The following is a 22743-nucleotide window of genomic DNA, read 5'->3' on the forward strand; positions in this document are numbered from 1 at the left end:
ATTATACTAGTTTTTTGTGTGACTGTTAACGCACAAAATGATAGCATTATTAAACCTAACGATTCTTTAGTTATTAAAGAAAAATATGGACTCCGTATTGGTGGTGATATTAGTAAATTGGTTAGGTCGTTTTATGATGATGACTATAGTGGGTTTGAACTTTTGGCCGATTATAGAATCAAAAAGAAACTATACATAGCTGGTGAGATAGGGTTTGAAGAAAAAAAGAATGTTACAGATTATCTCGATATCTCCACAAAAGGAAGTTATCTAAAAGGCGGTATAGACTATAACTCGTATCAGAACTGGCTGGATATGGATAACATGATTTACTTCGGTTTTCGCGTTGGCGCTAGTTCGTTCAGTCATGATTTAAATAGTTTTACCATTTATAGCACCAACCAGTATTGGGCACCACAGTTGTCGTCTACCGATAAGCAAGAATTTAAAGGTTTAACGGCATTTTGGGCAGAAATTATTTTAGGAATGAAGGTGGAGCTAATAAACAACTTATTTTTAGGCTTAAACGTACAGCTGAAATTATTAGCTAGTGAAACACAGCCTAATAATTTTCAAAATGTGTATATCCCTGGTTTTGGAAAAACGTATGATAGCAGTAGCATTGGTGCTGGCTATAGTTATTTCTTATCGTATAGGATTCCACTGTATAAGAAGGCGAAATAATTCCTTTAAAATTATATCTTTACAATAATTATCAAATATTACGAATGCAAAACAAGTATAAAATAGCAGTCATTCAATTAAACTTGAATGATAAACCCGAAAATAATCTTAAAAAGTGTTTAAAATGGGTAAAAGATGCGGCACAAAAAGGCGCCGAAGTTATTTCGTTACCCGAATTATATAGCAGTCATTATTTCTGTCAGAGCGAAGACGTTGATAATTTCGCTTTCGCGGAACCTTTATATAGTACCTCTTTTAAAGCTTTTAGTAAGTTAGCAAAAGAATTAGGTGTGGTTATTATTGTACCGTTTTTTGAAAAACGAATGGCTGGTGTATATCACAACAGTGCTTACATTATTGATACAGATGGAACAGAAGCTGGTTTATACCGAAAAATGCATATTCCAGACGACCCTCATTTTTATGAAAAGTTTTATTTCACGCCTGGTGATATCGGATTTAAATCGTTTCCTACTAAAAAGGGAAATATTGGTACGTTGATTTGTTGGGATCAATGGTATCCCGAAGCGGCACGATTAACCGCTTTACAAGGTGCCGAAGTGTTGTTCTACCCTACTGCTATTGGGTGGCATCCACAAGAAAAAGCTGAATATGGCGAAAATCAACAAGGTGCTTGGATGAATGTGATGCGTGGTCATGCCGTAGCAAATGGTATTTATGTTGCAGCTGCGAATCGTATAGGACTAGAAAAATATCTACCCAATACCAACGGGATCGAGTTTTGGGGCTCTTCATTTATTGCAGGTCCACAAGGTGAAATTTTAGCACAAGCCTCTGTAGATAAAGAAGAAATTTTAATTGCCGAAGTCGATTTAAGTTTACAAGAAAACGTACGCCAAAATTGGCCATTTTTACGCGACCGACGTATCGATAAATACGGTGATATTACTAAACGAGCCATCGACTAATGAAAGGCACTAACTGGATATTCCCTGCCGAATGGGAAAAACAACAAGGTATTTTATTATGCTTTCCGCATAATGGCAACGACTGGCCAGGGAAATATGGCGCCATTAAATGGGCGTTTGTAGAATTTATTAAAAAAATAGCCTCTGTAGAAACCGTTTTTTTGGTGGTTGCCGATGATGCTTTAAAAAACAAGGCAATTACCATGCTAGATTTGGCGGAAGTAAACCTAAAAAATGTGTCCTTTATAATTCATAAAACCAACCGCAGTTGGATGCGCGATTCCGGACCCATCATTGTAAAAAAAGGAAGCAACAGAAAAGCCATCAATTTCAATTTTAATGGTTGGGCTAAATACAAAAATTTTCTACTCGATAAAGGTACGCCTCAGCAAGTAGCTAATCATTTAAACATCCCTTTAGAGCAAGCTGTATTTAATGGCAAACCCTTTGTTTTAGAAGGTGGTGCTATTGATGTAAACGGTAAAGGCACTTTACTAACCTCAGAAGAATGTTTACTACATCCTAGTATTCAAGTTAGGAATGCAGGTTTTACAAAACAAGATTACGAAGACGCTTTTAAACAGTATTTAGGTGTTACCAACGTTATTTGGTTAGGCAATGGTATAGAAGGCGATGATACGCACGGGCATATTGACGATTTAGCACGTTTTGTAAACGACAATACTATTATTACCGTGGTTGAAGAGAATCCAAAAGATAGCAACTACAAACCCTTACAAGATAATTTGAAGCGTTTAAAAGCCTCGGTTTTAGAAAACGGCAAACACCCAAACATTGTAACCTTACCTATGCCCAAGCGTTTAGATTTTGATGGTATTAGATTACCTGCTAGTTACGCTAACTTTTTAATACTTAACAAAACTGTTTTAGTGCCCACCTTTAACGATGTAAACGACCGACTTGCTTTAAACACAATAGCAACCTGTTTTCCTGATAGAGAAATAATTGGAATAGCAGCCAGCGATTTTATTTGGGGCTTTGGTACACTACACTGTTTAAGTCAACAGATCCCTGCTTAATTTATATTCTGTTTTATTACTTTGTACTTATTTGTAAAGTAAACCACAATTTCATTTAAAAAACACTTGCACAAACAAGATGTTAATAATTACGCACATCTACCTATTGGTTAATTGGTAAGAAAATTCTAACTTAGCACATTGCATCAGCTTAAAGCTACTTGATTAACAATAACTGGAAATAGTTTCTCTAAAAAATGATTAGTATTTTAAAAAATAATAAAACCTTAACTACTTTCAGTTTTTATTCTTCCTTTTTAAAACAAGTAGCATTATATATTAAAGATAAAAATGACATTAAATTTAAATTAGTTGAAAACGGTGATAATTTAATTTTTGATTCAAATTATAGAATTGACCCAATTACAATTCCTTTATTATTGAGTTTAATTGAGCAATTGAGTAAATTTTATAAAAAACCAATTGAGTTATCATTATTTAATAATCATGCAACAAAAGATGTTTTAAAATTTCTTCATAAGAGTGATTTTTTCTATTTATCAGGAAATAATAAAAACCCATATTTTCCATATGGTAGAAAAATACTTGACTTTAACGAAGCTTATTTAGGTAATTTCGCAAAGAAAGACCCAAGACCAGAGCATAGGGTAAGATGTTATTCCTTGAATGATAATAACCTATCAGAAAAACTCAAAATTTTTAAGGATGAAGATGAAAGAAGAGACTTTCTCATTTCTGAATATATTTATACTGTAAGAGAACATTTTCAAGAATTATTATTTGATAATATCAGTACTGCTGAAGATACTGATTTTTATATTGAAATCTTATCAGAATTGATTACTAATGGTGTTTTACATTCAAAGTCAAACACTTTTGCTTTAATGTTTGTAAATAGGTATTCTACAAAATTTTCTATATCAGATAATGGTATTGGATTTGAAGAATCTCTAAAATCAAAAAATGAAAGTTACATTTACAAACCGTCAGAATTAAAACATAAACTTGACAAGATTAAAATTTTAAAAGTAAATGATAAAGTTTTAAATAATTTAAATTTTATCATGGAGACATTATATTTTTCTACCTTAAAAAACCGAAGAGGTTTATTCGATCTAATGGCTTCGGTTGTTTTAGATACTAATGGTTATTTCAGGTTACATAATGACAATGCTCAAATAATTATTTCTAGCAGGATGAGAAATGAGTTATTAGAGTTAAGAAAACTTAGAGACCGTCTTTTCCAATATTATATGGAAATAATAATAAATGAAATTGAAGATGATAGATTCAAAGAAGAAATGGTTTCGATTAAAAACGAAATATTGGAATATTTTGTACAACTATATTGTATTCTATGTGATAAGTATAATAATGATTTTAAATATTCTTCAATTAGATTTTACAGCGTAAAGTTTAAAGGAGTTCATATTGAAGTTGAAATACCAGCTGTTTAATTATGATAGTTTCACATATAGAAAATCCGAAGTTTAACTATTTTAAATTACATGCTGAGGAAGTTATTTCTTCAAATTATTTAAATGACGATAATCAAGGTATTTATATCTCAAGTTTACAGTTTGAAACCGTAAATAGACTTTACAATTATATAGTTGATGCATCTTTTAAATCTAAGAAAGTATTAGTCTTGGATCTTGAATTTATTGAACATTTTCAAGCCAACATATTTGACAAAATTATTGAAATAAGAGATTTAGGTTATAGGTTAATTTATATCAATGTTTCAAAATCCCTTATTCAACCATTATCATTAAAGTCAATTGAAAACTCTAAAAATTTATTTAACGCTGAAGAAGGCTATGATGTTTTTTATTTTTTTGCAGAACAAAAATCTGAATTGTACGATCTTAATATAAAAAGTAGTAATATTTTTTATAATTATTTTAAGATTAGATTAAAAAACTACATTGATGAATATAAAAAACCACATGTATCTTCCTTTGTCTATTTACATTCTTATATTGATTTAAAAAAATTCATGAGTATTGAGACTCCATTTATTTATTACGCTCTGTACAGACTAGCAATTAAAATAAAAAATAGGTGGCAAGAAGAACTTGAAAACAAGCCTATTTTAGTTGGACAAAGCCTAACCAGTACATTTATTGTTTCCATTTTATCAAAATTGCTTAAACTTGATATTCTTGTATTTGACAAAATAGGGCCAATAACCAAACTCTATAACAAGCTTGAAAAACATAACTTTGAAAACAGAAAATATATTGTTGTTTCTGATTTAGTTTGTCTTGGTACTGAAGTCAAGATAACAAAAAATTTAATTGAATTTTCGGGCGGTAAATATTTAGGAAATGTCTCTTTAGCAAAAATTGAAACTCTTACTAGAGATGATTTACAACTTGATGATATAGATAGAACAATCTCAATTTTCTCTATTTCTAATAAGAATAACGTTGAGTTGAATTATTTTATATATACCAATTTAAAACAGCTTAATGAATAGTATAATTCTACATATTTCTGATTTACATGTTTCTCTGGATAAAAAAATTGGCGGGGAAATAAATCAGCACGATTCTTATTTAGATACATCGCAAGATGAAGAACTTTCAATTTTATTTATTGATAAATTTATTGCAACAATAAAAAGAGACTTTAACGATACTAAAATATATCTTTTAATAACAGGTGATACAACTGACAGAGGTGAAATTAAAGAGTTTGAGTATGCTTATAAGTTTCTTAATAGAATAATTACAGAATTAGATATTGATACAGAAAATATTTTACTGATTCCTGGTGATCATGACATAAATAGGCGTTCAATAGAAAACTTACTAGAAAAAAAAGAAGATAGTTCTCTTGAAGAAATTAATATTTCTAAGTTTAAGAACTTTTCGGATTTTTATTTCAAATTATTAAATAAAAAATTTGACCCTAACAAAATTATTTTCGAAACATTATTGGTTGAGGGTGCTATTCTATTATTAGGTGTTAACTCATGTACAAAATTAAATCTAACTCAAAAATTAGGAAATGTACCTATATCAAATTTTGAAGAAGAATTAAAACTAATACCAAAAGTTGATAGTTATAAGAAAATTATCTGCTTTCATCATAATTTGACCTCATCTTACGACAACAAAAATAACGGTCAATGGGATTCAAAGAATAGACAATCTCTTCTTAATAAATTATTGAATATTGGCATTGAATTTATTTTTACCGGAAATGAGCACACAAATAGTTGCAAAAAAGTATTTTCAGGTGACATTACGACTAGTGATTCGGGTTGTTTAGGTTCTAAAAAACATGATTCTGCATTTAAAGTATATAATGTTTTAATTAATGATGATATTGTTTTAACTAACAAGATTTACTCTCTTCACAATACTAAGGGAAATGATTCAGAATACGAATGGGATATTAGAACCAATAGCATATTTCATCAGCCAGAAAAATTCATCCTTTTTGAGAAAGCACCTCCAAAATTAGATAATGAAATAATAGAAATTCCAAGCGCCGAAATTAACGAAGTATTTCATGAGGCAGATGAAATAAAAAAAGATGTTATCAAAGAAGACATTAATGTTTATTACAGTGAAGTATTCACAGATGGTTTATACTACAAAGTAAAAAAGTTGAATCTTTTCCATTCCGGGCACTTTCATTGGAGTGAAACCTCAAGAGCCCATAATTGGATTGACACCTCTAAGCTAATAGAAAATAAAAAGAATTTAAGTTTTACTAAAAATGCAATAATAGATGTTATTGAGAAAAAAAAACTAGTGAATAAAATAGACCTTATTATTGGTCTTGGGTATGAAGGAAACATAATATCCACTAAAGCAACTATAAAATTTAATAAACCATATGCTTTTTTACCATATTCTTATAGGAATGATGAACATCATAAATATGAAAAAGAATTAAATTACAGTAATGAGAATAATGACTTTAGAAACGTTTTAATTATAACCGATGTCGTGAATGATGGAAGAACCATAAGGAAATTAATAAAGAACAGACATGAGTCCTTTTTTAAAAATGTCAATAAAGTATACGTAATTTCACTTTTTTATACTGGAGAATCTATTTTAAATCATAACATATTAAACTTTGATTTTGTTAAAACTATTCCTGATTATAATATTAAAAATGACGAAGATGTTAACAATATTGAATTCTATACAGTAAAAAGCTTGAAAGTTGAAAAATGCCCTTATGGAGATGATTTCAGAGAAACATGCTTGATAGTTAAAGATAAATTAGGATGTGTTAATTTGTTCTATGATGAATCAAAAAGTTCAAAATAGGTCAGTTTCAATTTAATTATAATTTTTTATATTAAATGCTACTTCAAATATTTTCCCTTTTTACTGCCTTCGTATATTACATACTTAACCAAGCGGGCTTCAAGCTTTGCGTTATACAATTGTATTTTCCGCGAAGGGCGCAATCCCACATGCTTTAAGGCATCTAAATTACTGGTAATAAACCAAGCATCGGTACCTGGGTAGTTTTGCTTAAGGGTATCGCCAATGTTCTTATAAAACACTTCCATATCTAAATTTAAACGCTCGCCGTACGGTGGGTTAAATACCATATGCAACTTCTCGTCGCCACCTTTTTGGGTTTTAAAAAAGTCTTCGTGTTTTACCTCAATAAAATCTTCTAATTGGGCATTTTTTACGTTTTCTTTAGCTTTAGCTACCGCACTTGGTGCTTTATCGTAACCTATAATTTTATGATGAAAATCGCGGGTTTTACTGAGTAAGGATTCTTCAATTTTTTCAAACAAATCCACATCCCAATCTTGCCAACGCTCAAAAGCAAACTCCTTTCGCATCAGGTTTGGTGGTATATTACAGGCTATCATAGCCGCTTCAATAAGCATGGTGCCCGAACCACACATAGGGTCCATAAAATCGGATTGTCCGTCCCAACCAGACAACATAATTAATCCTGCTGCCAACACCTCGTTTATAGGCGCAATATTAGTGGCAGTTTTATACCCACGTTTATGCAAAGAATCGCCTGAAGAATCTAGTGAAATGGTACATTGCCGTCTATCGATATGTACATTTATTTTTAAATCGGGGAATTTTAAATCAACATTAGGACGTTGCCCTGAATTATCACGAAACCTATCTACAATAGCGTCTTTGGTTTTTTGGGCAATAAACAAGGAGTGTGTAAATAAATCGGAATGAATGGTAGCATCAACCGCCAGAGTTCCTGTAGGTTTTAAGTACTGCTCCCACTCCATTTTATATATTTTATCGTATAAATCTTTCTCGCTATGTACGGTAAACGAATGTATGGGTTTTAAGATTTTTATAGCGGTACGCAATGCTAAATTACATTTGTACATAAAGCCTTTATCGCCTACAAAGGATACATTACGTGTACCCTTTTTTACCTGTTGAGCCCCAAGTTGTGTAAGTTCGTTTGCTAATAAATCTTCGAAGCCAAAAAGTGTTTTGGCTACCATGTTGAAATTTTCTTCCATTTAATACGTCGAATAGATTGCAAAAATAATGTAATTTTGTGGTAAACCTTAAAGTTTATTGACATTTGGGTTAAGGATTTTGCCCTTCGTCAAGCTCAGGGTAAACTAAATTCTTTTTTGTCAGTTCGAGTGATGTGTAGCATCGTATCGAGAACGAGTAAAAAGAACTGGTAAAAGTCTAAACCCCGATATGTTTCGGAAAAACGCTCAATCAAGATTAAAAATTTCTACCTAGGTAGAAAACATATATGACAAAACATACTACAAAATGGTTTACATCGTGGTTTGATACGCCATTTTACCATACTTTATATAAAGATAGAGATGCCCGTGAGGCGCAAGAATTTATGGATACGCTTACCCAGTATTTAAATTTACCTGTGGGTGGTACCATTCTGGATTTGGCTTGCGGTAAGGGACGACATGCACGCTATTTAAACAAACTTGGATATGATGTTACTGGTGCCGATTTAAGTGAAAATAGTATTGCGTTTGCTAAACAGTTTGAAAACCATCGTTTACACTTTGAGGTGCATGATATGTGCAAACCTTTTAATAAACAATTTGATGCTGTTTTTAATTTGTTTACCAGTTTTGGCTATTTTGAGCATGATGAAGATAACTTAAAAACCATTAAAGCCATTAAAGCGGACTTGAACGAGAGTGGTTTTGGAGTGATTGATTTTATGAATAGCGAGTATGTAATTGACCATTTGGTACCTGAAGAGGTAAAAACGGTGGATGATATTGAGTTTCATTTAAAACGCTACGTGAAAGATGGATATATTATAAAAGATATTACATTTGTGGCTGATGGTGAGGACTATAATTTTCAAGAGCGTGTACGAGCGTTTACCTTAAACGATTTTGATGCCCTTTTTGAACAAGCTGATGCTTATTTACTGGATGTTTTTGGTGATTATAAATTGAGAAAGTTTAGTGCAAAAACCTCTGAGCGTTTAATAATGATTTTTAAATAAGTCGATTATCGACTTAGATTTATTTATCACTGTTGTGAATAATTTTTTAAATGAATAAATTTCTTTTACCGATTATTGCGGTTGTTTTAGGTGTAATTTTAGCTTTTTTTACTAAAAAACAAAAGGCGTGGAACACCAAACTCCTACTCTCTTTTAGTGGTGCTTTTTTATTAGCCTTAACCCTTTTTGAACTGTTACCCGAAGTGTACTCACATTTAGACACCAAGCTTACCGGACTGTTTATTATGTGTGGTATTTTGTTGCAAATAATTTTGGAGTTATTCTCTAAAGGTGCGGAGCATGGGCACGTACATATTCATAAGGATGAAACTAATTTCCCGTGGCTACTATTTATAAGTTTATGTATTCATAGCTTTTTAGAAGGCTTTTCTATACACGACCACAATGATATGGTGTATGGGGTTATTGTACATAAAATACCGATTGCCATGATTATAAGTATATTTTTATTGCAATCGAGTTTTACAAAACTACAAGTTGCTGCGTTTTTAATAGTTTTTGCACTTATGACACCTCTTGGAACCTTTATATCTAACACCAGTGAAGCCATTGTAGATTATGCACACTTTATAAATGCCATTGTAATTGGTATATTTTTTCATATTTCGACCACTATTTTATTTGAAAGTGGTGAAGGACATAAGTTTAACTTATCGAAATTTGTGTCTATTATTTTAGGTGTAGGAATTGCTTATATGATTTAATAAAGTGTCTGTTAGACTGCGAAGCGTATCGAGAACAAACTTTATTTCTCGATACAATTTCGAAAAAAATTGAAATCACTCGAAGTAATAAGAGGTTATTTTTATGTTTTCAAAAGAAGAATCACGCATACTGAGGCAAGAATTTTGGACAAGCTTTGGGAAATCCTTTCCCAGAAAATGGATTTTATACAACACTAAACTAAAAGGTTTTAGTTTTAGATTTCATTTTGATACCAAATCCGCTTTAGTGGCTTTAGATCTAGAAGACGACCTAGAAAACCGGATTAAATACTGGGAAAAACTACAAGCTTTAAAATCGATTCTTTTAGACGACTATTTACCTGATGCTTTTTTTGAGGAAGCTTATTTTTTAGATAACGAAAAAGAAATATCAAGAATTTACGTGTCTTTGAATCAAAAAGTATCAATACATAACAAAAACACTTGGCGCGATGTTATGGAGTTTTTTAATGAAAAAATGAGTTTGTTTGAAGCTTTTTTTGAGGAGTATAAAGATATTATTGATACATAGATTTCACCATCTGGTAATCATCCATAATAAATCCATTTCCTATATCAGTTATCAGAGGACCCATGCTTACAAATCCTAGCTTTTCATAAGCTTTAATAGCATTGGTATTGTTAATATTTACTGTAAGTCTAATGTTTTTTAAGTCATATTCTAAAGCTTTTGTTTCTATAAATTGGATAGCTGTTTTACCTATTTTTTGCCCTCTATAACTACTTAAAACATATATTTTACTTAAAAATAATGCGTTTTCTTCTTGTTTTATAGCTAGGTAGCCAACTGATGTACTATTATAATTCAAGATATAGTACTCAAAACCGTCGGCTATTTGGTTTTCTATAGCTATCGCCGATTGGTATTTTTCAAGCATATAGTCTATTTGTGGTTTCCCAACTATAGGAATGTAATGCTCGCGCCAAATGGTATCGGCTAATCGTTCTATTAGTAAATAGTCTTGAGTTTTATTTGCTCGAGTTATGGTCGTCATATAATATCGAAGATAATATTTTAAATAAAACTATTAAACGAGTAATCAATTAAATTACAATGTGCCGTTTATCGAAAATTTCTGTATTTCGTCTTAATTTAAAATTATATTTGGTTAATTTATAACTTGTTAGAGTAACCTATTAAAAAAAATACTCGTCTTTATCTTATATGAAGAGACTTTTACTCCATATGTTCATGTTTGTGCCAATAATGGCATTCACTCAATCCTACTCCGATTATTTGGGTGCAGGCCACAGTAATGGTATAACTGTAACATCGAGTAATCAGCAAAATCGTAGCAACTGGAATGAAAGTGCAAAAGCAGAAAACACCATTAATGGAACAGGTTTAGACGCACGATTATTAGAAACGTCTCGATTTTTAGCGCAAGCCACTTTTGGTTGTGATTTAAATTATATTAAATCGGTAGCAGAACAGCCTTATGAAGATTGGATTGATGCCCAGTTTGATTTGAATTCTCCTTCTATGGGTGTGCTTACACAAAGCATTTATAATCAAGCAAGAGATATGTTTGTTGCCAATGGTGGTAACGCGGATGATTATTTTGGTCCGTTTTGGGCTCATTTTCAATATGCTTGGTGGCAATTAAATATTGGTAACCAAGATTTGTTAAGACAGCGTATAGCTTTGGCGCTAAGTGAAATTTTAGTTATTTCTTGGGACTCTAATATTGGTGATTATGGTGTTGGATTAGGCGATTATTATGATATACTGAAGGATCATGCGTTTGGAAATTATAAAAATATTCTTTTAGATGTTGCATTACACCCTATGATGGGCGGTTACCTAAGCCATTATAATAACCCAAAAAGTTTTCCAGAACAGAACATTCATCCTGATGAAAATTTTGCCAGAGAAATTATGCAATTGTTTACTATTGGTTTATATGAACTGAATCAAGACGGAAGTTATGTTTTAGATGGTAACGGACAAAGAATTCCAACCTATGATAATGACGATATTAAAGAGTTTGCAAAAGTTTTTACTGGTTTAGGAACTTCTGAGGTTAATGAAAATCCTTATGGAATAACTCCAAGGTTTGGTGTGGACATATATTGGTGTAAACGTGATGTACCGATGACCATGTATGATGAATGGCATGAACCGGGTGAAAAAAAACTCTTAAATGGTTATGTTATTCCTAGCGGACAATCAGGAATGAAGGATATAGAAGATGCTGTAAACCATTTATTTAATCATCAAAATGTAGGTCCTTTTATCGCACGAAGATTAATTCAACAATTAGTAAAATCAAATCCTTCACCAGCATACATCTCAAGAGTCAGTGCTGCGTTCAATAATACCAAAGGTATCCGTGGCGACATGAGAGCGGTTATAAAAGCCATATTACTAGACGAAGAAGCCAGAAGTTGTAGTTGGATTAATAATCCACGAAATGGTAAACTAGTAGAGCCTATGATTCGTTACTTTAACGTAACAAGGCAACTCGATTTAGATAACAAAAGTGGTTTAAACTGGAATGTTGGTTTTAACTTTTTTAATGCCACCGGTCAAGCACCTTTAGGGTCGTCGAGTGTCTTTAATTTTTATTTACCAGATTATGTTCCAAATTCGGATTTTGATGCCGCTAATTTAAAAGGACCAGAATTTGAAATCCATAATTCGGTTACCAGTTTATCTTTTGTAAATGAAGTAGATTATTGGACTTACCCACAATGGTATTCCGTTTTAAATACGTGGGACTTAGAACTTGAAGGGACAACACTAAATTTTGAAAGCTTAAAATATTATGCAAAAGAAAGTGAAGTACTAATAAATCAATTAGATAAATTATTTACTCACGGGCTACTTTCTGAAGAAACAAAACGATTAATCGTAGACGCCGTAGACCCGATTGCGGCATCAAACTTTGGAGAAGACTATTTGGACTTTCGCGTTAAAATGGCGATTTATCTATTACTTGTTAGCCCCGATTATGCCATATTAAAATAACCAGATGACTAAACATAAAAACCACATATCAAGAAGGAAGTTTTTAGGGCAATCGTGTTCTGCACTAGGTTATACTACATTATTTTCGTCATTAATAAACTTAAAAGCTATTGCCGCCACAGCCATGGATAATTCGCCGTTGGTAACTGCTGGTGGCGATTATAAAGCTTTGGTATGTTTGATGCTCGCAGGTGGTAACGATTCTTTTAATATGCTTATTCCAAAAGGGAATAATGAGTATAATGAATATGCTACAACGCGCTCAAACTTAGCCATACCTCAAAACGACGTATTACAAATTAACCCTAATACTACAGATGGTAGAACTTTTGGATTGCACCCATCTATGCCCGATGTACGGCAGTTGTTTGATAACGGTAATCTAGCATTTCTTTCAAACGTGGGGACACTGATAGAGCCATCAACAAAAACAGATATAAAAAACGGCATTGTAAAAACGCCTTTAGGATTATTTTCACATTCCGATCAAGTACAACAATGGCAAACAGGGAGACCACACGAAAGAACCAATATTGGTTGGGGTGGTCGAATTGCAGAATTAGTGCAATCGATGAATTCTAACCAAAATATATCAATGAATGTTTCCTTAAAAGGAACGAATTTATTTCAGCGTGGTAATGAAGTAATCCCATACGCCATCAGCAACCAAGGCAGTATTGGCATAAGCGGATATAACGGTCAAAACAGATTTAACCAACTACGTACACAAGCTTTAAACACTATGCTTGAGCGAGATTATCAAGATATATTTAAGAATACGTATAAAAACACTATTAAATCATCAAACGACTCAAGCTTAGAATTTCAATCGGCTATTGACGAAGTGTCTGATTTTAGTACAATCATGCCTGAATATAATAATTTAGCAGCTCAATTAAGGATGGTTGCAAAAACCATAGCAAGTAGAGATACTTTAGGTTTTTCAAGGCAAACTTTTTTCGTTCAAGTTGGTGGGTGGGATCATCATGATGAATTGCTCTTAAGTCAAGCAAGCAAATTAGCAGTGGTAAATGACGCATTAAAGTATTTTAATGATGTTATGACCGAATTAAGTATAAGTGATTGTGTAACCTTATTTAGTGTTTCTGATTTTGCAAGAACCCTAACATCCAATGGAAATGGAACCGACCATGCTTGGGGAGGAAATGCTTTTATGATGGGTGGCGCTGTTAATGGAAAAGAAATTTATGGAGACTACCCTACTTTGGCACTAAATAGCAGTGTTGATTTACAAGATGGGGTTATTATACCTACCACGGCGGCAGATTTATATATTGCCGAATTAGCTTTATGGTTTGGAGTACCAGCTTCTGAACTAAGCACTATTTTACCCAATTTAGAGAATTTTTACGATGTTAACTCAGGACAACCACCAATAGGTTTTATGAATATGGCATGATGAAACATTTAAACTTACATATAAGCATCATCATAATGTTTGTAGCATTAAACGTTAGTGCACAATGTTATCCAGATAGGCATAGTACTAATTGGTATGATGGTTGGGTGTCTTGCGAACCATCACAAAACCCAATTGCTGCCTATGGTGAAAGCCATTGGATTATGTATGATTTAGGTTATGATTATGTGCTAAACGAAACGAAACTTTGGAATGCTAATGAGCCTAAAAATTTAACCTATGGTATTAATGAATTTAATGTAGACTACTCACTCGATGGAGTTACATGGATAAATTTGGGTGAATTTCAAATGGAGCAAGCCTCAGGTTTATCTACTTATGAAGGTGTTGAAGGTCCTGATTTTGATGCAGCCCAAGCCCGCTACGTTTTAATAACACCTAAGTCTAATTATGGTGGCAACTGCTATGGCTTTAGTGAACTCAAAATTAATATCACCGACCCCTTTATTGTGGTTAAAGAAGAAGATGGGTTTAATGCCATGGTTTACCCAAATCCATTTAAAAACGATATTACTTTAAGAATAGTTACACTAGAAGAAAATCAACCCGTTACCTACACCTTGTATGATATTTTAGGTAGAGCTATTAGGAGTAATAGTTTAAGCTTAACTCCTGATACCGAAAACTACCAAATACCACTTTACGGAAGTTCATTGTCAGTTGGTATATATATTTTAAACATTGAGCAAAATAATAAAGTCCGAAGCTTTAAGCTTATTAAAAGTGAGTAGGATTTGTTATTCCAAATTTTCTAATTCTGTTTCAATTTTATTTATCAAGGTAAGAATACTAGATTCAATTCGTAACCCCCGATTTTGAATCGCTTTATTTTCAAAAGCTATCGCTGATAGGAGCTTTGAAAACTTTGAATCGCCTTTTAGAGTTTGATAATCCTCATTGTTTATATTAAAATAAAATCCATGGAAATTAATTTCATGATTCTTATCGAAGTTCATAAAGAAATATTCTAATAACTTTGGTTCACTATGAAGTGCATGAAATCTGGTACGTTCTTCCTCATAAGTTTTATAATAAGGGTATAACATATCATAATGAAACGAAATATCTTTTCTAAGGCTATCATTTCTAATAATTCCAACACCACGAGATAGTAACAAATCATACCCACTATTAATTGGGCTAAAATGTGGAGTCACTCTGAGTAAAGATGTACTTATGTTAAAAGAATCAGTTGGTTCATTAAAATGCTCTAAATGCTTCTTAACATCTAAACAAGCTTTATTTATGTCAACCATCAATCCTAAATCATCTCTTATTTCTAATAAATCTACTTTTAGATTACTACGTAACTCTTTAAGAATTTTAACTTCAAAATCATTTGATTTTTGCTGTTCATTCACATTATTTACTTGTAATGCTATTAAAATACCAATAACAACAAGTATAATTTCTCCAATGGCATAAATGAAATATTTGCTGAATTTGTTTTCAGAAAGTAGCTTTTCGCGGATTTTTCGAAAAAATTTAATCATATATCTTCTTAATTTCGATTTTTAAGTTCTTCTTCAATTTGTGCAATTAATGATTTGGCATTTTTAATTCCAAAAACTTTGTAATATTTAATAGATGATTTATTAAAGCCTATCCTATTTTTTAGATAATTTTTATAATATGAATTCTTAGATAACTCCTCATAATTTTCTGGAATGACCTCTCCAATATAATTGTATTCTTTAAAATACTTTCGGTAAATATCCTGCTGATCTTTAAATAGCATATCCCATTCTGAATCATTCCAACTCAATAAATAAGCATAATTACGTTGGTAATGACTAGTAATAGTATTTCTTAGCGAATCATTTTTAATGAGTTTCATTCCTTCCTTGTTCATACTATTATAGGCATTCATGGTAACCAAAAACTTGGGAGCCAAAGTAACTTTGCCAAAATGTTTATATAGAGAATCATTCTCAGAGATATTATTTTTAAAAGCAGAAAGAATAATGTTTGCAGACTCAATAGAATTTTCGTGGTAGCCAACATTATCCTGCATATCCACGATGTCTGCTTTTAAGTTTTCCTGCATTTCTTCAAGCAGTGCCAATTCTAAATTTTGTTCCTTTCGTGCTTCATTCCAATTATTAATCTGTAAGGCAATCAAAATACCAATAACTACAAGGATAATTTCACCAATGGCATATTTAGTGTACTTAGTGGTTTTCCCCTCGTTTAGTAGATTTTTACGAATGTTTCGGAAGAATTTAATCATTGTTTATTTAAAAATTGCTCAATATCGTGGATTAGTTTTTTTGAATTTTTTTGCGAATACTGCATCTCCTCATTTACAAGCTTGAAAAGAATCCGTTTAAAATTACTTAAGCCCTGAAAAGAGGCAGCAAGATGAGCCATTTCTACCTTAGACCACACCAAACTATCTATAAGAGGACCTTGGTCGTGTAAAGGTGTCGCTCCAAACGTATAGCTATCTACATAGTTAGATACTTTGTTGCTATAATCTACCGTAACATTTTTGATAATCTCGTTAAAGTTAGATTTTGTATTGTAAAATGTTTTGATTTTTTCCTTGAGTGAATCAGAAAGCTTTTCTATAAGCCCAGTTTGTACTAAGCTAGTATAGGCATTCGTATTATAAACAATGGGGTTATTCCAAGTGGGATTGAATTCCTTTTGAGCAATCCTCAATAGTGTGTCAACTTTTGCTTTAGGACTTGCCACACGTTCTCTAAACGATTCATTGATTTCGTACTGGTAGTTAACTTCGGGAAGCCTATTGCTAATTAAAATGGTGTCTTGAACAAGGTCATTTTTAAGAGCAATCAAAGCTTCCTTAGCATTCTGTTTTATTTTTTTTTGCTCATTCCAATTATTAATTTGTAATGCAATCAAAATACCAATCACTACAAGTACAATCTCACCAATAGCATAAAGTAAATACTTGCTAAATTTATTTTCAGTAAGTAATTTTTGGCGGATTTTTCTAAAGAATTTTATCATCGTGCAATTTCCTCATCAATTAATGAAATCAATTTTTCAATATAATGAACTAAATCTTTGTGGATGCCTGCTAAATAGCCATTATTCATAAAGGAGAGTCGGAGTCCATTTTTAAATTTCTCGTTATGATGTTGCCATTTCGCATCTTCAATAAACTTATTATGTAAAGATGGGTCGATATCCTTAGCAGTAAGTCTTTTTGGTAATCCATAGGTTGGTTGAGTTATATCGAAAAATCCAAGCGATATCATGTTTTCAACATGTGGATCGTACAAATACGCTTCGTATTCTCTACGCATATGATTTTCACCCGAAGCAATAGCTACGTAAGTCTTATCTAATTCTAATAATCTATTTTTAATGGAATCGTTTTTTATAAAACTAAGATTTCCAGAACTCAATAATTCTTTATACGTATTGTTGTTAGGCACAAAGGTGTTCCATATAAAAACCCGTTCGTACGTATCGGTATATTGCTGAACATCTTCAATTGATTGAGGCTCTTCTCCATTTATTAAATCGGAACTTGCTTGCGCTTTCTGAAAGCGATAGTTGGCAAAGTGGGTGTTATTTTCAATTTCGCTAACCAAATCGGCGCGAAGATTTTTTAGAAAATTTACTTCAACCGCACGTTCTTTCCTGCGTTCATTCCAATTATTAATTTGTAAAGCAATCAAAATGCCGATGACCACTAATACAATTTCACCAATGGCATATTTAGTATACTTAGTCGTTTTTCCCTCATTTAGTATATTTTTACGTATGTTTCGGAAGAATTTTATCATTTTTTAAAAGTTGTAGCTTTTGAACTTGAGATTTGCTGTATTGAAGTTATTTTTCTAACTCCTTATTGATTAAGTTTATAATTCCTTTTGTATCAGTAATTAACTTTTCAAGTTTGTCAATGGCATCTTTATTAATCCAAAAATGTACCGCTGCGTTATTAATGTATTCAACTTTTTTATTACGCAAATGATCTGCAAGTTCCGATGAATTTTGTTCCCCAAACAGGAAAGCTGATACAGGTTCAAATCTCATAATGCTATTATTATATGTAAAAGGTGCGTCATTGGGTAGTGCCCATTCAGTTCCAATTCTGATCCATTCCGCAACTTGCTTATGTTTTGCATAATGCTTTACCAATTCATCTCGTAATCCGGAATTGCGGATTACCTTTAAATTTCCCGTACTCGAGAGGTCATCAAAAGTTGAAGTTGACGATGAAAAAATTGGATAGATACTACCATAACCAAAAAAATCGTTTGCAGCTACTATAAGTGCTTCATCATTAGAATTAGCTGAATTTAGGGCAATTGAAAGATTCTCGATGGTTTCTATTCCTTTTTCCAAATCTGCAATATTATTTTTAAATGTCATGATATCATCATTATTTTCGGAAAGCAGACGATTTAAGTATAAATTTTCTTGTTTAGCAGATTTTCTGTTTTCATTAGCATTATTGATTTGCAGAGCAATCAAAATTCCTATAACTACTAAAATAATTTCACCAATAGCGTATTTAAAATACTTGCCAGTTTTACCCTCTAAAAGTAAATTTTGGCGAAATTTTCGAAAGAATTTTATCATCTATTATTGGTTGGTTATAATTAATGTATGCCAACATTAACGAATATAATTCGTTTTTAAATAATTAGAATGGGGAGATAAACGAAGTTAGTTTTTTTTTCTGATAACGACAATAGCTAAAATTATCAGAGAAAAAATTAAATAACGTAAAAGAAAATCATAAAAAAATGACAAACGGCACCTGCTAAAACAAACAAATGCCAAATAACATGATTAAAAGGTATTTTTTGAAAGACGTAAAAAACAATACCAACCGTATAAGCTAATCCACCAGCAAAGAGTAACAAAACACCATCATTACTTATTGTATTGGACAGGTTCGAAAAATCGAACACAATTAGCCAACCCATAACCAGATATAAAAGCGTAGAAAACACTTCAAACTTTCCAGTAAAAAATAGTTTTAAAATAACACCAAAAGCGGCTATAACCCAAACTGCCCAAAAGAGCGACCAGCCTAAACTTTGCTCTAAAGCAATTAAACAAACCGGTGTATAGGTACCCGCAATAAGAAAATAGATGCTAATATGGTCAACAATCCTGAAATAATGCTTACGCTTCTCCCCTTTTACAGCATGATAAAACGTAGAGGCACTAAATAATATAATGATAGAGATACCATAAATTATAACACTAAAGAGGCTCCAATTTGCTTTATTGTTGTCGTAATTAATCAGAAGTACCAAAGCTACAACGCCAAAAATAGCACCAATGGCGTGTGATATGGCGTTTAGTTTTTCCTCAAAAGGTGTTTGAACACGCATTACTTTTCTTTAGGTTCTTCGGCGTTAATCCATTTATTAGTTAAATCAAAAAAGTCGAACTTTATAGCTGAATCTTGGCGAACTAACACACCACTTTGAAAGTTTCGTTGCAATATGTCTTCAATTAAATAATCTTCCTTTTCGTTAAAAGGGTCAAACTCACGCTTTAATGAAATATCAAACATGCTTGCCGTTGTATTGTACCAAAAGGCGCGCCAACCACTTCGTAATTCCTTAATCAAATCAAAAGCCGTTGTCCCCGTTTGCCTATGAATTAATTTTACCAAAATTTGACCTTCAGTTCTTGTTAATTTTTTTAACTCATCTGAGAACTCGCCTTCAATATACTTTTGAACCCGTTTCGTGTATCTTTTTTTATCTCTCGCTCGCTTTAAGGTTGACATTCTAGCATTCATCGAGTCTAAGCGTTCTGCAGCTAATTTAGCGTATGGATAAACCTTAATGGTTTTACGTCTTAAAATTAAATATCTAATGCGATCTTCTTTACTATCAAACTTTAGTTTATGCAAAAGCATCACTTCATCCAAATCTATGGCGGTTCTTGGTATAGAGTCGCCTTCAATGATAAGGTATTCAATCGACGTAGAATCTTGCACAATTTCATTCACTTGAGCAAATAAACCAATGGGAAGTAATATGAATAAATATTTAAAAAAGTTCATCTAAAATATACTGGAGCATTTAACACATCAAAATTACTAATTTACGTAATCATTAACCTTAAAATCTTATTAATATTATTATTTTAGTCCAAAACTTTTATAAATGGCAAACAAAAGCATACTTAACAAAAAGTCGATGGACTTTTTAGAAAAATATTTGAATAATGCGGCTCCTACGGGTTATGAATGGACTGGGCAAAAATTGTGGATGGACTACCTAAAACCGTATGTGGATGAGTTTATAACTGATACTTATGGAACTGCAGTTGGTGTTATTAACCCTAAAGCAAAATATAAAGTAGTGATTGAAGGGCATGCTGATGAAATCTCGTGGTATGTTAATTATATATCGGATAACGGATTGATTTACGTGATAAGAAATGGAGGTAGCGATCATCAAATTGCACCGAGTAAAATTGTAAATATCCATACAAAAAAAGGTATTGTAAAAGGTGTTTTTGGATGGCCAGCAATTCATACCAGAAACAAAGCAAAAGAAGAACCACCAAAACCAGACAATATAACCATTGATGTTGGTGCAAAAGATAAGGCCGAAGTTGAAAAAATGGGCATTCATGTGGGTTGCGTAATTACTTATCCTGATGAATTCCACATTTTAAATGGCGACAAGTTTGTTTGTCGTGCGCTCGATAATCGTATGGGTGGTTTTATGATTGCTGAAGTTGCTCGTTTGCTTAAAGAAAATAAAAAAACACTGCCTTTTGGTCTTTATGTTACTAATTCCGTTCAAGAAGAAATAGGATTACGTGGCGCGGAAATGATTACTCAAACTATAAAACCTAATGTGGCTATTGTAACGGATGTAACTCACGATACCACGACTCCAATGATTGAACGTAAAAAAGAAGGTCATTTAGAAATTGGGTTAGGACCTGTTGTCGCATATGCACCAGCGGTACAGCAGAAACTTCGTGATTTAATAACAGGCACCGCAGAGAAAAAGAAAATACCTTTTCAGCGTTCGGCATTATCAAGAGCAACGGGAACAGATACAGATGCTTTTGCATACAGCAACGGTGGTGTGGCCTCAGCTTTAATCTCGTTACCACTTCGCTATATGCATACAACGGTTGAAATGGTGCATAAAGATGACGTAGAAAATGTAATAAAACTTATATACGAAACACTTTTGAATATAAAAGAGGGGGAAACGTTTAGTTATTTTAAATAAAACTCAAGCCTCATAATTGAGGCTTTTTTTTATAATCATGGATGAACTGATAGATATTGTAACAAAAGATGGTAAACCGACTGGAAAGTCTGAATTAAAATCCGTAATTCATCAAAAAGGATATTATCATCACACAGCACATGCCTGGTTTTATACAGATGAAGGTAATGTTTTATTATCACAACGTTCAGCTAAAAAAACTATTTGTCCGTTAATGTGGGATGTCTCTGTGGCTGGACATATTGATGCTGGTGAAAGTGCTGAGAAAGCTATAATTAGAGAAACTTTTGAAGAGATTGGTTTAAATATTTCAATAAACGACTTAAAAAAAGTTGGGGTTTTTGAGTGTTTTCAATCTTATGAAAATGGTATTATTGATAATGAATTTCACAATACATTCATAGCTAAACTAAAGGTTCCTCTATCACAATTAAAACCTCAGGAAGAGGAAGTTCAGGCTTTAAAATTGGTGTCATTAAATGATTTTAAAAAGCTTATTGATACTATTGGAAACAACAACAATCATTTTGTCCCTTCAAATAAAGCGTATTATGAATTTGTACTTCAAACCATTAAAAAAGCTTACTACAAATGAAGTTATTGCTTACTGCTGTTGCACCTGTTTTTATTATCATTTTATTTATTTACATAAAGGATAAATACGAAAAGGAACCCAAGCGTTTATTGATTTATAATTTTCTTCTAGGGGCTTTTGTAAGTATTGTAATTACTACAATTCTATACTATGTGTTTGATGTGATTTTACCACTAAGAGACAACATGAGCGTTATGCAACAGTTTATAAAGGCATTCTTTGTTGTTGGCTTAATTGAAGAGTTTAGCAAATACATTATTGTTAGATATTTTGCCCAACCAAACACTTCTTTTAATGAGCCTTTTGATGGGATTGTATATGCAGTAATGGTTTCTATGGGTTTTGCTGCAACCGAAAATATTTTATACGTACTAGAAGGTGGCTACAAAACGGCTTTAATTAGGGCCTTTACGGCGGTACCAGCACATGCTACCTTTGGCATTTTAATGGGTTACTACATGGGAAAAGCTAAGTTTTCAAATAATAGAGTCGTTTTAAATTTAACTGGCCTTTTGTTGGCTATTGTTTTTCATGGTGCCTACGACTTTTTCTTATTTATAGATTTTGTACCTGGTATTTGGGTTGGAGCCTTTATCTCTTTATTTATTGGAATTTTATTATCTAGAAAAGCAATTATTAAACACCAGAATGATTCTCATTTTAATATTTGAATCCTTAAACTCATTTATCCTAGCCTATAAAA

24 protein-coding genes are annotated in these 22743 nt (G+C 32.2%); 15 read left to right on the forward strand and 9 right to left on the reverse strand.

The window, feature by feature from the left end; genetic code table 11:
- The first annotated feature begins 18 nt into the window (after window positions 1–18).
- The 6 genes from L3X39_RS09685 to L3X39_RS09710 all read left to right on the forward strand — a co-directional run bounded on the left by L3X39_RS09685 (window position 19) and on the right by L3X39_RS09710 (window position 6909).
- On the forward strand, window positions 19–684 hold the full coding sequence (locus L3X39_RS09685; RefSeq protein WP_237231584.1) for a DUF6048 family protein: 666 nt from the start codon (window positions 19–21) through the stop codon (window positions 682–684).
- Between the two features lie 44 nt (window positions 685–728).
- Complete coding sequence (locus L3X39_RS09690; RefSeq protein WP_237231585.1) at window positions 729–1613, forward strand: carbon-nitrogen hydrolase; 885 nt, start codon at window positions 729–731, stop codon at window positions 1611–1613.
- Entirely contained in the window at window positions 1613–2653 is a 1041-nt protein-coding gene (locus L3X39_RS09695) for an agmatine deiminase family protein (RefSeq protein ID WP_237231586.1), read from the forward strand. The genes L3X39_RS09690 and L3X39_RS09695 overlap by 1 nt, the downstream gene beginning before the upstream one ends.
- A gap of 197 nt (window positions 2654–2850) precedes the next feature.
- On the forward strand, window positions 2851–4071 hold the full coding sequence (locus L3X39_RS09700; protein ID WP_237231587.1) for a hypothetical protein: 1221 nt from the start codon (window positions 2851–2853) through the stop codon (window positions 4069–4071).
- Window positions 4072–4073: 2 nt separating this feature from the next.
- A complete protein-coding gene (locus L3X39_RS09705) occupies window positions 4074–5096 on the forward strand; it encodes a hypothetical protein (RefSeq protein ID WP_237231588.1) in 1023 nt (340 codons plus the stop codon).
- Window positions 5089–6909 (forward strand): hypothetical protein, encoded by a 1821-nt coding sequence (locus L3X39_RS09710; protein WP_237231589.1) that lies wholly within the window; start codon window positions 5089–5091, stop codon window positions 6907–6909. Before L3X39_RS09705 ends, L3X39_RS09710 begins: the two co-directional genes overlap by 8 nt.
- A 38-nt stretch (window positions 6910–6947) precedes the next feature.
- On the opposite strand, the gene L3X39_RS09715 is transcribed toward L3X39_RS09710, so the two are convergent.
- Window positions 6948–8105 carry a THUMP domain-containing class I SAM-dependent RNA methyltransferase gene (locus tag L3X39_RS09715; RefSeq protein WP_237231590.1) on the reverse strand — a complete coding sequence of 386 codons (1158 nt, stop codon included), beginning with the start codon at window positions 8103–8105 and terminating at the stop codon, window positions 6948–6950.
- Window positions 8106–8353: 248 nt separating this feature from the next.
- On the opposite strand from L3X39_RS09715, the gene L3X39_RS09720 reads away from it, so the two are divergent.
- The 3 genes from L3X39_RS09720 to L3X39_RS09730 all read left to right on the forward strand — a co-directional run bounded on the left by L3X39_RS09720 (window position 8354) and on the right by L3X39_RS09730 (window position 10342).
- On the forward strand, window positions 8354–9085 hold the full coding sequence (locus tag L3X39_RS09720) for a class I SAM-dependent methyltransferase (RefSeq protein WP_237231591.1): 732 nt from the start codon (window positions 8354–8356) through the stop codon (window positions 9083–9085).
- 50 nt (window positions 9086–9135) lie between these two features.
- Window positions 9136–9810, forward strand: coding sequence for a ZIP family metal transporter (locus L3X39_RS09725; protein ID WP_237231592.1), 675 nt, complete (start codon window positions 9136–9138; stop codon window positions 9808–9810).
- A 103-nt stretch (window positions 9811–9913) separates the two neighbouring features.
- Window positions 9914–10342 carry a DUF4268 domain-containing protein gene (locus L3X39_RS09730; RefSeq protein ID WP_237231593.1) on the forward strand — a complete coding sequence of 143 codons (429 nt, stop codon included), beginning with the start codon at window positions 9914–9916 and terminating at the stop codon, window positions 10340–10342.
- Here L3X39_RS09730 and L3X39_RS09735 read toward each other — a convergent pair.
- The gene (locus L3X39_RS09735) at window positions 10329–10826 is read right to left on the reverse strand and encodes a GNAT family N-acetyltransferase (RefSeq protein ID WP_237231594.1); all 498 of its coding nucleotides are present in this window, start codon (window positions 10824–10826) and stop codon (window positions 10329–10331) included. The genes L3X39_RS09730 and L3X39_RS09735 overlap by 14 nt on opposite strands.
- Before the next feature lie 170 nt (window positions 10827–10996).
- Here L3X39_RS09735 and L3X39_RS09740 point away from each other — a divergent pair, with 170 nt between their 5' ends.
- The 3 genes from L3X39_RS09740 to L3X39_RS09750 are packed head-to-tail and all read left to right on the forward strand — an operon-like array spanning window position 10997 to window position 14974.
- Entirely contained in the window at window positions 10997–12802 is a 1806-nt protein-coding gene (locus L3X39_RS09740; protein WP_237231595.1) for a DUF1800 domain-containing protein, read from the forward strand.
- A 4-nt stretch (window positions 12803–12806) separates the two neighbouring features.
- Window positions 12807–14222, forward strand: coding sequence for a DUF1501 domain-containing protein (locus L3X39_RS09745; RefSeq protein WP_237231596.1), 1416 nt, complete (start codon window positions 12807–12809; stop codon window positions 14220–14222).
- Complete coding sequence (locus L3X39_RS09750) at window positions 14222–14974, forward strand: T9SS type A sorting domain-containing protein (RefSeq protein ID WP_237231597.1); 753 nt, start codon at window positions 14222–14224, stop codon at window positions 14972–14974. The genes L3X39_RS09745 and L3X39_RS09750 overlap by 1 nt, the downstream gene beginning before the upstream one ends.
- 6 nt (window positions 14975–14980) lie before the next feature.
- On the opposite strand, the gene L3X39_RS09755 is transcribed toward L3X39_RS09750, so the two are convergent.
- From L3X39_RS09755 to L3X39_RS09785, 7 genes are all read right to left on the reverse strand, one after another.
- Window positions 14981–15736: a DUF6090 family protein gene (locus tag L3X39_RS09755; RefSeq protein ID WP_237231598.1), complete on the reverse strand. Its 756-nt coding sequence runs from the start codon at window positions 15734–15736 to the stop codon at window positions 14981–14983.
- A gap of 8 nt (window positions 15737–15744) precedes the next feature.
- Window positions 15745–16473 carry a DUF6090 family protein gene (locus tag L3X39_RS09760; protein ID WP_237231599.1) on the reverse strand — a complete coding sequence of 243 codons (729 nt, stop codon included), beginning with the start codon at window positions 16471–16473 and terminating at the stop codon, window positions 15745–15747.
- Window positions 16470–17219, reverse strand: a complete 750-nt coding sequence (locus L3X39_RS09765) for a DUF6090 family protein (RefSeq protein WP_237231600.1) — start codon at window positions 17217–17219, stop codon at window positions 16470–16472. The genes L3X39_RS09760 and L3X39_RS09765 overlap by 4 nt, the downstream gene beginning before the upstream one ends.
- On the reverse strand, window positions 17216–18004 hold the full coding sequence (locus L3X39_RS09770; RefSeq protein ID WP_237231601.1) for a DUF6090 family protein: 789 nt from the start codon (window positions 18002–18004) through the stop codon (window positions 17216–17218). Before L3X39_RS09770 ends, L3X39_RS09765 begins: the two co-directional genes overlap by 4 nt.
- A 46-nt stretch (window positions 18005–18050) precedes the next feature.
- Window positions 18051–18806 (reverse strand): DUF6090 family protein, encoded by a 756-nt coding sequence (locus tag L3X39_RS09775; protein WP_237231602.1) that lies wholly within the window; start codon window positions 18804–18806, stop codon window positions 18051–18053.
- A gap of 137 nt (window positions 18807–18943) precedes the next feature.
- The gene (gene trhA / locus L3X39_RS09780; RefSeq protein WP_237231603.1) at window positions 18944–19570 is read right to left on the reverse strand and encodes a PAQR family membrane homeostasis protein TrhA; all 627 of its coding nucleotides are present in this window, start codon (window positions 19568–19570) and stop codon (window positions 18944–18946) included.
- Window positions 19570–20253, reverse strand: coding sequence for a DUF4294 domain-containing protein (locus tag L3X39_RS09785; protein WP_237231604.1), 684 nt, complete (start codon window positions 20251–20253; stop codon window positions 19570–19572). The genes trhA and L3X39_RS09785 overlap by 1 nt, the downstream gene beginning before the upstream one ends.
- 103 nt (window positions 20254–20356) lie before the next feature.
- On the opposite strand from L3X39_RS09785, the gene L3X39_RS09790 reads away from it, so the two are divergent.
- From L3X39_RS09790 to L3X39_RS09800, 3 genes are read left to right on the forward strand one after another with little or no spacing between them, the layout of a single operon-like run.
- Entirely contained in the window at window positions 20357–21445 is a 1089-nt protein-coding gene (locus L3X39_RS09790; RefSeq protein WP_237231605.1) for a M42 family metallopeptidase, read from the forward strand.
- Window positions 21446–21482: 37 nt separating this feature from the next.
- Window positions 21483–22040: an NUDIX hydrolase gene (locus L3X39_RS09795; protein WP_237231606.1), complete on the forward strand. Its 558-nt coding sequence runs from the start codon at window positions 21483–21485 to the stop codon at window positions 22038–22040.
- On the forward strand, window positions 22037–22711 hold the full coding sequence (locus L3X39_RS09800; RefSeq protein WP_237231607.1) for a PrsW family intramembrane metalloprotease: 675 nt from the start codon (window positions 22037–22039) through the stop codon (window positions 22709–22711). Before L3X39_RS09795 ends, L3X39_RS09800 begins: the two co-directional genes overlap by 4 nt.
- Window positions 22712–22743: the final 32 nt, after the last annotated feature.

Origin of the sequence: Flaviramulus multivorans (genome assembly GCF_021728415.1) — a bacterium.
GTDB classification, from domain to species: domain Bacteria; phylum Bacteroidota; class Bacteroidia; order Flavobacteriales; family Flavobacteriaceae; genus Sabulilitoribacter; species Sabulilitoribacter multivorans.